The sequence below is a fragment of the Kitasatospora sp. NPDC087315 genome, assembly GCF_044744345.1.
GTDB lineage: Bacteria > Actinomycetota > Actinomycetes > Streptomycetales > Streptomycetaceae > Kitasatospora.
Genome location: NZ_JBIUYD010000020.1, coordinates 1 through 14,874 on the forward strand (window position 1 = coordinate 1; position 14,874 = coordinate 14,874).

The window sequence follows — 14,874 nt, forward strand, 5'->3', positions numbered from 1 at the left end:
TGCCGAGTACGAAGCCGCCTACTACAGCCAACAGCAGCCAAACCTGCAGGTCACAGCAACAATCTAGAGTCTCTGCAGAACCCGCAGCGGTTCAGACCCCGAAGACTACAAGGCAAGGCACGCGGTCGAATGCGGCATCAATCGGCTCAAAAGACACCGCGCTGTAGCCACACGGTACGACAAACTCGCGGTCCGCTACGAGGCGACCGCCCTCGTCGCAGCCATCAACGAGTGGTTGTGACGTACTGATCCGACGACACCTCAAACACCCGTACTCGCCGACCGCCGATGGGATTGACGGTCTCACGGACCGGATGCATCCCCAGTTTGGCCATGATCCGTTCGGAGGCGTCGTTGCCCACTTGCGTGATGCTGACGATCCGCTCCAGCCCTCGCTCTTCGAACCCGAACCGTACAGCGGCCGCAGCAGCCTCGGTGGCCAAGCCCTGCCCCCAGTGTGAACGTCCCAGCCGCCAGCCGACCTCAACCGCCGGGAGTACCTCCGGCAAGAAGTCGGGCACCGAAAGGCCGGTGAACCCGGCCAGCTCGCCAGTGGACCGGATCTCCACGGCGAACAGGCCGAAGCCCTGTGACTCCCACTCGCTCTCCCATGCCTGGACCCGGCTGCGTGTCTGCTGTTCGTCAAGGACGCTGCCGTCGCGGATCCACCGCATGACCTCGGGGTCGGCGTTGACGGCGGCCATGGGCGCAACGTCTTCCTCGCGCCAACGACGCAGGATCAAACGGGGAGTCTCAAGCGTGACCATCCAATCATTCTGGATCACAATTGGGCTCTCCGCCCTCTTCACTAGGCACTTTCGATACACGCCCTAGTGGCGTCCTCACAGTTGGTCCCGGCACTCCGAGCACAGTCGGTCCGCGCTCGGGACCGGCCGACGGCACAGGCCGTCGTCGCCCTGGCACTCGGGAGACGCCTGGCGAGGCGCCGGAGCAGCCTCGGACGGTGCCGGCCGGTGGGCGGATGGGAACGGGGGCACCTTCAACAGCCGGGCTGCCAGGACGGCGCCGACACTTCGGGTGATCTTCTCCGGGAGCGGGGCGGACAGGATGCCCGTCAGCGCGTCCCGGGTCCAGCCGCCCGCGAGCAGCCCCTCCACCCGGGCGGCCTGATCCGTCAGGGGCTTGCCCGCGAGCGCCATGCGCGGTTCACAGCGGCCCAGTTCGAGCAGCAGCTCCATGCCCTCCGTCGGACGCGGCGGGCTCGGCACCTTCAGACTTCCCGGGCTCCCGACGGACAGCTCCGCGTCCGGGCCGACCGGCCGGGACGGAAGGACGGAAGGTCCTTCAACTTCCCTCCGAATCAGATTCCTTACCCTCCCGGAGGGGTTTCCCGTCTTCCCGGCCGCCGCCGTTCCGGCTCCGGGGCGCCCGGCGGCCGGAGGCACGGGAAGCGGCGGCACCGTGTGCACCGCCTTGCCCGTGACCGGGACCTCGTGGACGGACACCGTGGTCCGCACCTGTCCCGTCAGCGGGTCCCGCTCGGTCCGCCGGATGTAGTGGCCGGCCTGCTCAAGCTCACGGAGCGCACGGCTTACGGTCGTTCGGCCCTCGACACTCTTCGCCGCCAGGGTCCGCACGTCCTCCCGGGCCCCGTCGGGAAGGCTGAGAAGGTAACTCAGCAGCCCACGGGCCGCCCAGCTGAGCGAGTGCTTCCGGACGACGTGGCCGTTGTCGAGGATCGTGTACCCGGGCGCATGCTTCGGGATACGATGGATCTGCATAGGGAGCTCTCATCTCCTGGTGCCGAGCCCCGGGGTGTTGACGCACCGCCGGGGACCATCTTTTGGCACGGATCATCAGATTAATTGCGCCAACAGGTCGGCGTGACACCACCGTTGGCCGCAAGGATCACCGTAGACGCGGCAGACGAACACCAGCGCCGGAACCAGATAGTCCCCTCTCCGGATCACCCGAACAGACGGCGCGCGAACACCCCCCCTGGCGCAACACAAAACAGCGCGCCCCCGAACGAATCCGGAGGCGCGCCGCTCCCGGGCCTACCCGCCGACCGGGCTGAACCGGACCGGCAGGTGGACCAGGGCGCGGTGGAACGGGCCCGGGCGCCAGAACAGGTCGTCGGCCGGGGTGCTCAGCGCGAGGTCGCTCAGCCGGCTGGTGAGCTGCTCGATCGCGGTGATCGCGATCAGCAGGGCGGGGTCACGGGCCGGACAGGCGTGCGGCCCGGCCGCCCAGGCCAGGTGGGCGCTCTCGCCGCTGCGCAGCTCGCCCCCGTCGGTGTCCGGCGCGGCCCGCGAGTTGGCGGCCGCGTAGGAGACCAGGAGCAGCGAGCCGGCGGCGATCTCCCGGCCGTGGAAGGTGATGTCGTACCGGGGGTAGTGGGCGGAGAAGTTCGCCAGCGGCGGCTCGTGCCAGAGCACCTCGTCGATCGCCTGGTAGGCCGTCATCGCACCGCCGAACAGCGATCCGGCGTAGCGGGCGTCGGTGAGCAGCCGCAGCAGCGCGTTGCCGATCAGGTTGGTGGTCGGCTGGTGCCCGGCGATCATGGTCAGGGTGATCTGCCGGATCACCTCGTCGTTGTCCAGCCCGGCCGGGTGGTTGAGGAACCAGGAGGTCAGGTCGTGCCGGGCGTGCTCGCGGCGCTCGGCGACCATGCCGGTCACCACCGAGACGAGGTCCGCGTAGGCCGCGCCGGCCTTCTCGGTGGACTCGATCATGCCGGAGATGCCGGCGACCAGCCGGGCGCTGTGCTCCTCCGGCACACCGAACCAGGTGTTGAAGACGAACACCGGCAGCTGCCGCGCGTACTCGGCGATCAGGTCGGCGGAGCCGGCCGCCTCGAAGCGGTCGATCAGCTGGTGGGCGACCTCGGCGACCCGGCGCTGGAGCAGGTGCGGTTCGATCAGCGCCAGCCCGTCGGTGATCACCTGCCGGTAGCGGGCGTGCACCTCGCCGTCGCTGAACAGGGCGGTCGGCCGGTAGCCGAGCATCGGCAGCAGGGGTGAGGCCGCCGGGACGGTCTGCTGCCAGGCCCGGGAGTCCTTGGAGAAGGTGTCGGTGTCGCGCAGCAGGTCCAGCGCGGCCTGGTAGTCGGTGACCAGCAGGGCCTCGACGCCCGGCGCGATCTCCACCGGGGCGACCGCGCCGTAGCGGCGCAGCTGCTCGTAGACGAGCTGCGGGTCGGCCGCGAAGACCGGGCCGTAGATCGGGATCGGCCGGGTCTCGGGCCTCGGCGGGCTGGTGTCGGCGGTCACGGCTGCTCCAGGGCGGCGGCGGGTGCGGCGGGCAGGACGTCCAGGACGTGTTCGGCCAGCGCGATCAGCGCGTCCAGGCTGGCACGGCGCTCGCGGGCGTCGCAGAGCACCAGCGGGGTGTCCGGATGCAGGTCCAGATGGGTCCGGAGCACCTCGATCGAGTGCACGGGCGCGTCGGGGAAGCAGTTGACGGCCACCGCGTAGGGCAGGCCCTGTTCCTCGACCATGTCCATGATCTCGAAGGAGTCGGCCAGCCGGCGGGTGTCCGCGAGCACCAGGGCGCCGAGAGCGCCGCGCGCGATGTCCTGCCAGAGCGGGAAGAACCGCCGCTGGCCGGGCGTGCCGAACATGTAGAGCACCAGCTGGCCGGGCAGGGTGAGCCGGCCGAAGTCGACCGCCACCGTGGTGGTGGTCTTCTCGGGCAGGCCCGCCGCGTCGTCCACCGGCGCGCCGGTTTCGGTCATCGCCTCCTCGGTGTGCAGCGTGGCGATCTCCGACAGGGTGCGGATGAGCGTGGTCTTGCCGACCCCGAACGGGCCGGCGACCACCAGTTTCATCAGCGTCTGGTCCCGGTCGGGCAGGTAGCCCACCCGGCTCGGGCGGCCGGTCGGGCTACCGGAGAGTGCGGAGTCCAACGAGGAGCCTCTCAACGATGGAGCGGTCGGTCTGCTGTGCGCGGGGGATCGGGCTGCGGGCCCGTAAACAGCCCGCGTCGACCAGATCCGCCGCGAGGAAGACGGTGGCGCTGACCGGGAGCCGCAGGTGCGCGGCGGCCTCCACGACGGTCAGCGCGCCCGGGCGCAGCAGCTCCCAGAGCCGCCGGTGCTCGTGTTCCAGCTCCGGCGGCGGCTCGGCGCCCGCGGCGTACAGGACGGTGAGCCGCTCGAAGCCGGCGCCGCCGGGCCTGCTGCGGCCGCCGGTGGCCAGGTAGGCGGGCACCATCCGCCTGCGGGGTACGGCGGTCATGACCGGGCGGTGCTCTCCTGTTGCCGTGCCGGACTCGCCATCGCACGGCCCAGGGCGGCGACCTGCACCTGCATCTGGTAGGCCACGTTGCCGAGTTGGGCCTCCGGCGAGGTGAACACCGCGAGCGAGGTGTTCTCCCCGGCCGGGACGACGATGGCGAAGCCCAGTTCGGACTCGACCACGGTCTGGGCCAGCCGGGGCTGGTCGGTGTCGGTGAAGGCGCTGGTGAACGCGCGGGCGGCGGCGTGCACGGTGGCCGTCATCGCGGCGACCCGCTCGGCGGAGGCCCGGTCGAGGCCGTCCGAGGCGCCTTCGACGAGGCCGTCACCGGTCGCGATGACCGCGTGCAGGACTCCCGGCAGCTCCAGCAGCGGGGTCAGCACCCACGAGATCTCGTCGGTGGCGGTAGGGCTCGTGCTCACTGCTCGGCTCCTTCGGGGGTCTGGGCGGGGCTGTGGCCGGTACCTGCGGTGTCGGCCGTGCCGTCGGACCGGTCGGCCCGGTCCGCGGCTTCCGCCACGGCGGCCCGGCCGGTCCCGGTGCCCTGCTGCAGGGCCTGCCAGCGGGCGGCGGCCTGCTCGGGGGTGCGGGCGGGCGGGGCGGCGGGCGTTCCGGCGGGACTGCGTTCGGCGGTGGGGTCGGCGGCGCGCGGGACGGGCACCCGGTCGTCGGACGGCAGCGGCTGGCGCCGGCGGCGGCTGGGCAGCCCGCTGCCGTCGCCGGACGGCACGGCCTGCACGGGTGGCGCGTCGGGCCCGGACGGCACGACGTGCATGGTCGGCACGGTGTGCCCGACCGGCGGTTCGGGCCGGTCCGGGTCGCGGACGGTGCGCCCGTCGCGCCCGTCGGACAGCTCGCGCGGGGTCGGCACGGCCTGCACGGTGGGCGCCGGAGCCGGGCCCGCGCCGGCCCGCAGCGGCAGCGGGGTGAGCACCGAGAGCGGCTGCTCGTCGTCCACCACCGTCAGCAGCGCCGCCGGGATCCGCACGATCGTCCGCATGCCGCCGTACGGCGAGGGCTCGATGTGACAGGAGAAGCCGTACTGGCGGGCGAGCTTGCCGACCACGGCGAAGCCGGTCTTCGGCGGGTTGCCCAGCTCGGTGAGCAGCACCTCGGGCGGGCCGGTCAGCAGCCTGCGGGCCCGGCGCAGCTGGTCCTCCTCCATACCGATGCCGCTGTCGTCGATGATCACCAGTGCCCCGCGGCCGCCCTGCTGGACGGTGACCGGGACGTCGGTCTCCGGGTGCGAGTACGCGGTGGCGTTGGCGAGCAGCTCGGCGACGGTGATGGCCAGCGGCTCGGCGGCCCGGGCGACCACGGCCAGCCGGCTCTCCCGCAGGTGGTTGGCCACCTTGATGCGGGCGTAGCCGGGCACCCGGGAGAGCGCGCCGACGACCACCTCGGCGAGCGGCGAGTCGGTCCGGGCCAGGCCGGGCCAGGCCTCGCAGAGCACCGCGATGGTCTGGATCCGGCGCAGGGCGACCTCGTTGCGGAAGTCGACCTCCAGCAGCCGGGGGTCGTCGTTGTCGTGCTGGAGCTGCTGGACCAGGCTCTGGATCTGGTACAGCAGCGTCTGGATCTTGGAGGTGGCGCCGCGCATCGCGGCCCGGGCGGCGGCGTCGACCCGCTCGCGTTCGTCGGTGATGGCGGCCGCGGCCGCGTCCAGCACGGCCTGCAGGGCCTGGACCGCCTCCGGGCCGATGCCCTGCCGGTCCAGCGGTCCGGCCACCGGCGCGTTGGGGTGGCTGAGCCGCAGCGCGGTGGCCGCCACCCGCTCCTTGGCGAGGTGGCCGATCTCGGCCAGCAGCTCCCTGGTCCGCTCGTCCGCGTCGGTCAGCCGCTGCTGGGCCTCGGCGGTCCGGCCCTCGGCGGCGGCCGCCCGCTCCTCCGCCTGGTGGATGAGCCGTTCCGCCTGACCGGTCCGCCCCTCGGCGGCCAGGGCGCGCTCGGCGGCCTCCCTGGTCCGCTCGTCCGCCTCGCGGGTGCGCTCCTCGGCGGCCCGGTAACGGCCCTCGGCGCGGCGGGTCTCCTCGGCCGCGTGCCGGGCGGCGTCCTGCGCCTCGCGCTGCTGCTGCTCGGCCCGGGCCAGCCGGCCCTCGGCGACGCGGGTGCGCTCCTCGCTGTGCGCCAGTCCGGTCTCGGCGGCCGCGGCCCGGGTGAGGGCCCGGGAGCGGCCGCGGGCCAGGACACCCGCCAGCACGGCGGCGGCCACCACCAGGGCGAGCAGCGCGATCTGCGTCATCGAAGTCCTCGGAAGTCCTCGCTGGAAGGGCTGGAAAGGGGGTGCGTGCACGGTCCGGACGGGCCGACGGCGGCGCCGGCGCTGCGGTCCGTCCGGTCTGTTCGATCCGTCCGGTCAGGCGGGCGAGCCGGTGCTCCGCCCCGCCCGGAGCCGCGGCACCCGACCAGTATCCTCGTCCAACTCCCTGGCCACCAGGGCAACCTGACTCATGGCCTCCAGGACGCTCGGCACCTCGGAGCCGTCCAGGTGGCGGTACTCGGCGGCGACGGTGAGCACCAGCCGCTCGGGCAGGCCGAGTTCGGGGTAACGCTGCTCGGCGATGACCCGCCGGGCGGCGTCCAGCGCGGGTATCCCGGCGGCGTGCAGGGCGTGCGCGCGGTCCCGGACGTACTCCAGGTACCCGATGTGCGCCTGGACGCCGGAGCGGTCGAGCACCGGGCCGTGGCCGGGGACGACGACCTCGGCGCCGGTGGCCAGGATCCGCTCGCAGGCCTCGATCACGTTCTGCAGCGGGCCGGCCCAGTGCACGGGGTGGTCGCCGGGCTGCTGCGGCGTCGATCCGAAGATCACATCACCGGTGAACACCGCGCGCTGTCGCGGCAGGTGGACGATCAGGTCGCCGCCGGTGTGCGCGGCCGGCAGCCCGGTCACCTGCACCGGGTACTCCCCCACGCGCAGCTCCAGCTCACCGTGGAACACCGTGTCCGGGCGTACCGGCTCGGTGCCGGACCAGTCGAACTGCCCGAAGTGCTCGCGGAGGTAGCCGCCCAGCGGCGAGGCCGGGTCGCTGCCCGTCACCAGCGCGTGCTGCTGCTTCGGGGTCGGCTCGTAGTGGATGTGCTCCAGCGCCTCGCGGGTGGAGATCACCTCGGCGTCCGGGAGCACCCCGGCGCCCCAGAGGTGGTCGCCGTTGGCGTGCGTGACGATCACCCGGTCCACCGTGACCCCGTCGGGCAGCCGGCGGCGGCTCTCGGCGAGGAACTCCGCGGCCATCGAGGGGTCGTACGGTGTGTCGATCCACAGTGCGGTCTTCGGCGAGACCAGCAGTCCGCAGTTGGCCAGGCCCCAGCCCCGCTTCGGGGGGAGCCACACATACAGGTCCTCGGCAATCGCGCTCACGTTCGCACGGTTGATCGTCATGTGCGCGATTATGCCCATGATGTGTCAGGGGCGGGAAAATTCCTGTACGTTCACCGACAGGCCGCGCCCCAGACTCTCCCGACCTGTCCCGATTCGCACACCCTTGGTCGGTACCAATCGTCTCACCCAGCGGGACGGACCACGAAACGGGAACGGACGGCGCGACGACGGACCGGCCGGGGCCATCACAGCGCGGGCAGGGTCCGGGTACTCGGTGCAGAAATCCGGAAATCCCGTGGTGAGTACGCCCCCGGACCGCGGCGGCGGGGCCTCAGCCGTCCAGCCGCTTGGTGAACTTCCGCTCGCTCGCGCAGCGTTCGTATCCCAGCCACGCATTGATCGCGAGCATCGGCGCATTGGTCGCGTCGTTGCTGGTGTACGCCCAGCGGTAGCCCGCCGCCCGGGCCCGGCGCAGCGACTCCGCCTTGGCCAGCTTGCTCAGGCCCCGCCCCCGGAACTCCCGGCGGCAGGCCGTGAACGCCGACCAGTACCGGTGCGCGCCGTCCGTCTGCACCGCGGTGAACGCGGCCGGCTCGCCGTTCACCACCGCCACCACGGTCAGCTCCCGGTCGAGGTCGGGCCGGGCCCATGCGCCGCGCAGCCAGTCCTCGTAGTCGGCGGCGTCCATCTCGACCTCGCCGGGCTCGTCGCGGATCGCGTCCGCCTCGATGAGGAAGACCGGGTACGGGTCGTCCACCCAGTCGGTGGCCGGCCGGAGCCCGACACCCGGCGGCAGCGCCGTGGCCGCCGGCAGCGGGAGCGTCAGGTCGCGGCCCGCGAAGTGGGCCGGCCGCCCCTCCGTGAAGCCCCGGTGGGCGGCGAAGGCCAGCGACTCCGGCCGGTCGTCCACCCAGCTGTGCAGCTCCACCACACCGTGCTCGACGAGGTGCCGCTCGGCCGCCGCCAGCAGCGCGGTGAAGGCGCCGCGGCCCCGGTACGCGGGCAGCACACTGCCGTTGGCGTACCCGACGCCCTTGGTCGTCGTCCCGGTGACCACACCGCAGCGGATCGACCCGACCACCTCGCCGTCCAGCTCGGCGACGAAGGTACGGAAGTGCTCGCCCCCGGCCTGGCGGGTGTTCAGCCACACGAACACCTCGGGGGTGAGCAGGAGGTGCTCACGGCCCGCGGTGTGCGCGGCGGCGGCGGCCCCGGCGTCGGCCGGGCGGAAGTCACGAATCGTCAGTGTCGTCATAGACGCGCCACGCTAACCGCCCGCCCGGCCGGGCCGCCTCCGAATTTCGGCCCCCACCAGCAGCTCGGCACGGCGGACGGGACTAAAGTCCCTCACCACCGGGCCCTCAAGCTCAAATAATGCTCTGAGATGACCGGGCGAGGCTTGGCAGCCACCCCACCCGGGGACATCCTCAGCAGCACGGCCCGGCGGTCCTGGCGACGACGCCCGCACCACCCGACGGCCACCCCACCCAGCCCTCCGAAGGGGGCGCGCACCGATGACCTCCCCCGCAGTGAACCGGCCCGCGGCGGCCACCCCGGCGAACCGGCTCGGCATCGGCCTCGGCTGGCGCAGTGAGATCGACACCGTGGTGGAACGGCAACCCGGCCTGGACTGGGTCGAGGTGGTCGCGGAGAACATCTGCGCCGACCACCTGCCCGAGTCGCTGACCGTCCTGCGGGCCCGCGGCGTCACCGTCGTGCCGCACGGCGTCGCGCTCGGCCTCGGCGGCGCCGACCGGCCCGATCCGGCCCGGCTCGCCCGGCTCGCCGAGGCGGCCGAGGCGCTGGACTCCCCGCTGGTCACCGAACACCTGGCGTTCGTCCGGGCCGGCGGCCTGGAGGCCGGGCACCTGCTGCCGGTGCCCCGCTCGCGCGACGCCCTGCGGGTCGTCGCCGAGAACGTCCGGATCGCACAGGACCTGCTCCCGGTGCCGCTGGCGCTGGAGAACATCGCCGCCCAGCTGGCCTGGCCGGACGACGAGCTGACCGAGGGCCAGTTCCTCGCCGAGCTGGTCGAGCGCACCGGCGTCCGGCTGCTGATCGACGTCGCCAACCTGCACACCAACCGGGTCAACCTGGGCCTGGACCCGGCCGCCGAGCTGGACCGACTGCCGCTGGAGGCGCTGGCCTACGTCCATGTGGCGGGCGGCACGATGATCGACGGCATCTGGCACGACACCCACGCCCACCCCGTCACCGAGCCGGTGCTGGAGGTGCTGGCCGAGCTCTGCGCGCGGGTGGCACCGCCCGGGGTGCTGCTGGAACGGGACGCCGCCTTCCCGCCGCCCGCCGAACTGGCCGGCGAACTGGACGCCATCCGGCGTGTGCTGGAGGGGGGCCGCACGACATGACGGGCCCCACGCACAAGAGCCCGGCGCCCGAGGGCCCCGCGCACGAGCCCCCGGCGCACGATCACCCCGCGCACGAGCCCCCGGCGCACGATCACCCCGCCCACGGGAGCCCGGCGCCCGAGGCCCCGGACCTGACCGCCGCCCGCGCCGCGCTGGCCCGGCGCCAGGAGGCGCTGCTGGCCGCCCTGGTGGCCGGCGGCCCCGTCCCGCCCGGCTTCGACGAGGCCCAGGTGCGCGCCCAGTCGATCGGCCTGGCCGCCAAGCGCCGCGACACCGCCGCCAAGGTCGCCCCGGCCCTGCCCCGCCTGCTCGGGCCGCAGTACGGACCGCTGTTCCTCGCGTACGCCCGCCGGCACCCGCAGACCGGCGGCTACCGCGCCGACGCCCGCGCCTTCGCCGCCTGGGCGATCGCGGACGATGCCACGGGAGAGGAGCACCGCACCGCCCTGCGGCAGTGGCTCGACCCCGCCGCCGGGCGACGGCCCGGCCCGCTCACCCGCCTGCGCCGGGCCCTGCTACCCGGCCCGCGGCCACACGACCAGAAGAGGCCGGCGGGAAGCGCCGGACCCTCCCACGAACTGTAAGACCTCACCATTCCGGGGGAAACGCCCATGTGGCACAACGTCTACTACCTGGTCCCGGCCGTCCTGCTGGCCGCAGCCGCCGTCGCCGCGATCCGGGCCAAGGTGCTGGTCAAGCGCGTGCCCTTCGCCAAGGGCCTGCCCGGCCGCGGCCTGCCGCTGCTGGACACCGCCTTCCTGTCCGGGGGCCCCGGCCGGGTCTTCGACACCGCGCTGGTGCGGATGCACCAGGCGGGCCGGGTGGTGGTCAACCGGGCCGGCCTGGTCACCGTCACCACCGGCACGCCGTACGACGCCGTGGACCTCGCGATCATCGAGGCCGTCGGACCGTCAAAGCACCGCGACCTCACCCCGCTGCGCCGCGAGGTGATGCGCTCCCCCGCCGTCCAGGAGATCGGCGACCGGCTCGCCGACCGCGGCCTGATGCGCAACCCCGTCCGGCTGCGGCGGGCCCGCCTGGCACGCCGCCGGCTCTGGTTCGCCCTGCTGGGCGTGGTGGTGTTCACCGTCGCGGCCTATCTGCTGGACTCCGGCGACGCCGGCTCCGACCGGCCCGCGCCGTGGATCCCGCCGGTCCTGCTCGTGGTGGGCCTGGTCGCCCTGATCCTCACCTGGCCGGTCAAGGGCCGGATCACCCTGGCCGGCTGCCGCCAGCTCATTCTGATGAACAGCGGCAAGCCGTGGAAGCCCAGTGCCGGTCTGGCGCCCAGGTCGACGGGCGGCGCGCTGCTCGGCGCGATCGCGCTGGGCGGGCTGGCCGCCGCCGGGCTCGGGGACGAGGAACTGCAGGAGGCGATGCTCGCCGCGGCGGCGGCCGACGCGGCCGCCCGGTCCACGGCGGCCACCGGCGGCTCCTCGTCCTCCTCCTCGTCGTCCTCGTCATGCTCGTCGTCCTCGTCCGGCTCCTCCTGCGGCGGCTCGGCCGCCTGGTGCGGCTCCTCCGACTCCGGGTCCTCCGGATCCGGCTGCGGCGGCGGCAGCTGCGGCTCCAGTTCCAGCGGTTGCGGCTCGTCCTCGTCGAGCTGCGGCTCCGGCTCCAGCAGCTGCGGGTCCTCGTCCTCCTCCAGCTGCGGTTCGAGCTGCGGTGGTTCGAGCTGCGGCTCCTGACGTCACAGTTCGGTATCGCGCTCCGGGAATGCGTTCCGCGCGCGACCGCGAGAGGTCTACAACAAGCCCATGTGGTTGCTCTTCCTGATCCCGGCCTGCGTCGCCGCGGTGCTCTCCTGCATCCGGCTGGTCCGGATGACCGCCACCGCGGACACCCTCGCCGGACAGGACGGACCGCGGCCGTCCGAGGCCGTCGGAATCGGGCTGTACGAGACGGCCTACCTGGCGGGCGGCCCGGACCGGGTGGTGGAGCTGGCGCTCGTCCTGATGTCCTCCCGGGGGCGGCTGCACCTCGCGCACACCGGCTGGACCACCGTCGTCGACCCCAAGGGCCGCAGCCGGCTGGAACGCGCGGTGGTCGCCACCGTCGGGCCCGAGGGCCAGTGCCGGACGGCCGACCTGCGGCGGGCGATGGGCGTCCACCCCACCGTGCTGGAGATCGGCGGCCGGCTGACCCTGGCCGGACTGGCCACCCCGGCGTCGGTGCAGCAGAACACCGTCCTGGTGATCCGGCAGGTCCGGCAGGCGCTGCTGCTCTCGCTGGTGCTGCTGGCCGCCGCGCTGGCCGTCGGCGGGGCCGCGGACGGTGACACGCTGGTGCCGCTCGCCTGGTTCTCGCTGCCGCTGATCCTCACCTCGGGCACGCTGCTGATGGCCCGGGTCGACGTCTACCCCTACACCCAGTGGGCCTCACCGGTCGGCCAGGAGGTGCTGCGCGAGGTCCGCCCGGCGCGCCAGCACGGCCTCGTCGACGACGACGAGCGTGAACTGCTCACCGCCGTCGCGATGATCGGCCCGGCCGCCCTCCCGGACGCCCGGCTGCGCGCGGCGCTCCGCCCCCAGCGCGACTGACCGCGGCCCGGCCGACGCGCTCCGGCCGGAGAACGCGTGGAGGGGCCCGCCGAGGCGGGCCCCTCCACATGGTGCGCGGCCGGTCAGACCAGGCCGTTGAGCAGCTCGCTCACCGGCTTGCGGCGGCCGGTGAAGAACGGCACCTCCTCGCGGACGTGCAGCCGGGCCCGGGACGGGCGCAGGTCGCGCATCAGGTCGACGATCCGGTGCAGCTCGTCCGCCTCGAAGGCGAGCAGCCACTCGTAGTCGCCGAGGGCGAAGGAGGCCACGGTGTTGGCCCGCACGTCCGGGTAGCCGCGCGCCATCTGGCCGTGCTCGGAGAGCATCGCGCGCCGCTCGGCGTCCGGCAGCAGGTACCACTCGTAGGAGCGGACGAACGGGTAGACGCAGACGTAGTCGCGCGGGCGCTCGTCGGCGAGGAACGCCGGGATGTGCGACTTGTTGAACTCGGCCGGGCGGTGCAGCGCCATGTTCGACCAGACCGGCTCCAGCACCCGGCCGAGGCCGGTGCGGCGGAAGCGGTTGTACGCGTCCTGGAGGTCGTCCGAGTCCTCGGCGTGCCACCAGACCAGGATGTCGGCATCGGCACGCAGACCGGACACGTCGTAGGTGCCGCGCACCGTGATGTCCTTCGCGGCCAGCTGGGCGAAGAGCTCGTCCACCTCGGCCGCGAGGGCGGTGCGGTCCTCGGGCAGCGCGCCCTTGAGCTTGAACACCGACCACATGGTGTAGCGGATGACCTGGTTCAGGTCGCGCGCCTTCTTCTTCTCGGGCTGCTGCTCCGGCTGCCGCTCAACGGTCTCAGTCATGCGCCCATTGTCCTCTCCGTGGAACCTTCCCCGGTCTCCGGGGTCGGCAGTCTGTCGACGATCGCGGCCACCGCCGTCCGCGCGCTCGCGACGCACGCCGGGATGCCCACCCCGTCGTACGCGGCCCCGCACAGCGCCAGCCCGCCGAGCCGCCCGGCCGCGGCCCGGATCCGGGCCACCCGGTCGAGATGGCCGACCGGGTACTGCGGCAGGCCGGCCCGCCAGCGGGTGACGGCGGTGTCGTACGGACGGGCGGTCAGGCCGATCGCCTCGCCCAGGTCCTCCAGCGAACGGGCCACCAGCTCCTCGTCCGGCAGGTCCAGCGCCTGCTCCTCGCGGTGCCGGCCCAGTGAGGTGCGCAGCAGGAACGCGTCCGGGGCGGAACGCTCCAGCCAGCCCCACTTGTTGGAGGAGAAGGTGGACGCCTTGATCCGCCGGCCGTCCACCGGCGGCACCAGGAAGCCGCTGCCGGCCGGCGGTTCGGGCAGGTCCGCGCGCCGGAAGGCGAGGGTGACCAGCGCCATCCCCGCGTACTCGACCCCGTCCAGTTCGGCGGCCGCGCCCGGCGCGTCCGTGCGCAGCAGGCGGGCGGCGGCGGGCGCGGGCACGGCCAGCACGACGGCGTCCGCCGTGAGCGTCTCGCCGCCGCCGGTCACCACCCGCCAGCCGTCGGGGGCCCGGCGCAGCTCGTCCACCGGCGTGTGCGTCCGCAGCTCGGCTCCGGCCCTGACGCAGGCCGCCGCGACCGCCTCCGGCAGCGTGCCGAGGCCGCCGCGCAGGCCCTGGAACACCGGCCCGGCGGTGCTCTGCGGCCGGGTCGCCAGCTCGCGCACCCCGGCCACCAGGGAGCCGCCGCCCTGCGCGATCGGCAGCAGCTGCGGCACGGCGGCGCGCAGCGAGATCTCGTCGGCGTGCCCGGCGTAGACGCCGCCGAGCAGCGGCTCGACCAGCCGGTCCACGACCTCGCGGCCGAGCCGGGCGGCGACGTACCGGCCGATCGCGATGTCGTCCGCGACCTCCGTACCGCCCTCGTGCCGGGTCCGCTCCAGCCCCTCGGCGGTGAGGACCCCGGAGGCGGCGAGCGCGTCCAGGTCACCGGGGACGCCCATCACCTGCCCGCCGGGCAGCGGCCGCAGCGCGCCCCTGGTCCAGATCGCGGCCTTGGCGGTGGTCGGCGGTTCCAGCTCCTCGCCCAGCCCGACCGCACGGGCCAGTTCGACCGCCTCGGGCCGCCGGGCCAGCATCGACTCGGCCCCCAGGTCCACCCGGACCCCGCCGACCTCTCCGCCGGACAGCTTCCCGCCGACCCGCCCGGACGCCTCCAGCAGCGTCACCCGGGCCCGCGCGCTCCCCCCGGCCGCACCGCTGAGGAAGGCGGCCGCGGCCAGCCCGGCGATACCGCCGCCGATCACGACGACATGTGCTTGCGACATGCCTCGCAGTCTTGCAGGTCCTTACACCTTTGCCGCACTCCGCCCGCTTCCGGACGATTCCCCCTCCGCAGCGCCGCCGATCAGAGCACGGCCAGGGCGTGTCTGACAATTCGCGGCGGATCAGCGCGCGGCGTTGGGGTGCGTGCATCGCAAGGCGGAGGAGGGAGTCCATGCGGAGCATCGGCGACCGACGACAACGCGG

The 14,874-nt window shown here is 73.8% G+C and carries 13 protein-coding genes and 2 pseudogenes; 3 read left to right on the forward strand and 12 right to left on the reverse strand.

What is annotated here, in order from left to right; all coding sequences use genetic code 11:
* Positions 1 to 224: 224 nt before the first annotated feature.
* The 10 genes and pseudogenes from ACIO5D_RS26165 to ACIO5D_RS26210 form a co-directional block, all read right to left on the reverse strand.
* On the reverse strand, positions 225 to 767 hold the full coding sequence (locus tag ACIO5D_RS26165; RefSeq protein ID WP_400798139.1) for a GNAT family N-acetyltransferase: 543 nt from the start codon (positions 765 to 767) through the stop codon (positions 225 to 227).
* Positions 768 to 842: 75 nt separating this feature from the next.
* Complete coding sequence (locus ACIO5D_RS26170) at positions 843 to 1,229, reverse strand: hypothetical protein (RefSeq protein ID WP_400798281.1); 387 nt, start codon at positions 1,227 to 1,229, stop codon at positions 843 to 845.
* A gap of 300 nt (positions 1,230 to 1,529) precedes the next feature.
* Positions 1,530 to 1,742 (reverse strand): annotated as a pseudogene (locus ACIO5D_RS26175) (helix-turn-helix domain-containing protein); the annotation flags it as partial.
* Positions 1,743 to 2,018: 276 nt separating this feature from the next.
* Positions 2,019 to 3,233, reverse strand: a complete 1,215-nt coding sequence (locus ACIO5D_RS26180) for a cytochrome P450 (RefSeq protein ID WP_363613483.1) — start codon at positions 3,231 to 3,233, stop codon at positions 2,019 to 2,021.
* A complete protein-coding gene (locus tag ACIO5D_RS26185) occupies positions 3,230 to 3,868 on the reverse strand; it encodes a GTP-binding protein (RefSeq protein ID WP_400655981.1) in 639 nt (212 codons plus the stop codon). Before ACIO5D_RS26185 ends, ACIO5D_RS26180 begins: the two co-directional genes overlap by 4 nt.
* Complete coding sequence (locus ACIO5D_RS26190; protein WP_400655978.1) at positions 3,846 to 4,199, reverse strand: DUF742 domain-containing protein; 354 nt, start codon at positions 4,197 to 4,199, stop codon at positions 3,846 to 3,848. The genes ACIO5D_RS26185 and ACIO5D_RS26190 overlap by 23 nt, the downstream gene beginning before the upstream one ends.
* The gene (locus ACIO5D_RS26195; RefSeq protein WP_363613479.1) at positions 4,196 to 4,621 is read right to left on the reverse strand and encodes a roadblock/LC7 domain-containing protein; all 426 of its coding nucleotides are present in this window, start codon (positions 4,619 to 4,621) and stop codon (positions 4,196 to 4,198) included. Before ACIO5D_RS26195 ends, ACIO5D_RS26190 begins: the two co-directional genes overlap by 4 nt.
* Complete coding sequence (locus ACIO5D_RS26200; protein WP_400655976.1) at positions 4,618 to 6,441, reverse strand: ATP-binding protein; 1,824 nt, start codon at positions 6,439 to 6,441, stop codon at positions 4,618 to 4,620. The genes ACIO5D_RS26195 and ACIO5D_RS26200 overlap by 4 nt, the downstream gene beginning before the upstream one ends.
* A 114-nt stretch (positions 6,442 to 6,555) precedes the next feature.
* Entirely contained in the window at positions 6,556 to 7,581 is a 1,026-nt protein-coding gene (locus ACIO5D_RS26205) for an MBL fold metallo-hydrolase (RefSeq protein ID WP_363613475.1), read from the reverse strand.
* A 271-nt stretch (positions 7,582 to 7,852) separates the two neighbouring features.
* Complete coding sequence (locus ACIO5D_RS26210; RefSeq protein ID WP_400798142.1) at positions 7,853 to 8,776, reverse strand: GNAT family N-acetyltransferase; 924 nt, start codon at positions 8,774 to 8,776, stop codon at positions 7,853 to 7,855.
* Between the two features lie 259 nt (positions 8,777 to 9,035).
* Here ACIO5D_RS26210 and ACIO5D_RS26215 point away from each other — a divergent pair.
* The 3 genes and pseudogenes from ACIO5D_RS26215 (at position 9,036) to ACIO5D_RS26225 (ending at position 12,430) form a co-directional block, all read left to right on the forward strand.
* Positions 9,036 to 10,474: pseudogene (locus ACIO5D_RS26215) on the forward strand (DUF692 domain-containing protein).
* 27 nt (positions 10,475 to 10,501) lie between these two features.
* Entirely contained in the window at positions 10,502 to 11,578 is a 1,077-nt protein-coding gene (locus ACIO5D_RS26220) for a TIGR04222 domain-containing membrane protein (RefSeq protein WP_363613471.1), read from the forward strand.
* A gap of 69 nt (positions 11,579 to 11,647) precedes the next feature.
* A complete protein-coding gene (locus ACIO5D_RS26225; protein WP_363613469.1) occupies positions 11,648 to 12,430 on the forward strand; it encodes a TIGR04222 domain-containing membrane protein in 783 nt (260 codons plus the stop codon).
* An 83-nt stretch (positions 12,431 to 12,513) separates the two neighbouring features.
* Here the strand turns inward: ACIO5D_RS26225 and hemQ are convergent, their stop codons facing one another.
* Complete coding sequence (gene hemQ / locus ACIO5D_RS26230; protein ID WP_363613467.1) at positions 12,514 to 13,239, reverse strand: hydrogen peroxide-dependent heme synthase; 726 nt, start codon at positions 13,237 to 13,239, stop codon at positions 12,514 to 12,516.
* Positions 13,236 to 14,672 carry a protoporphyrinogen oxidase gene (gene hemG / locus ACIO5D_RS26235; RefSeq protein WP_400798145.1) on the reverse strand — a complete coding sequence of 479 codons (1,437 nt, stop codon included), beginning with the start codon at positions 14,670 to 14,672 and terminating at the stop codon, positions 13,236 to 13,238. The genes hemQ and hemG overlap by 4 nt, the downstream gene beginning before the upstream one ends.
* Positions 14,673 to 14,874: the final 202 nt, after the last annotated feature.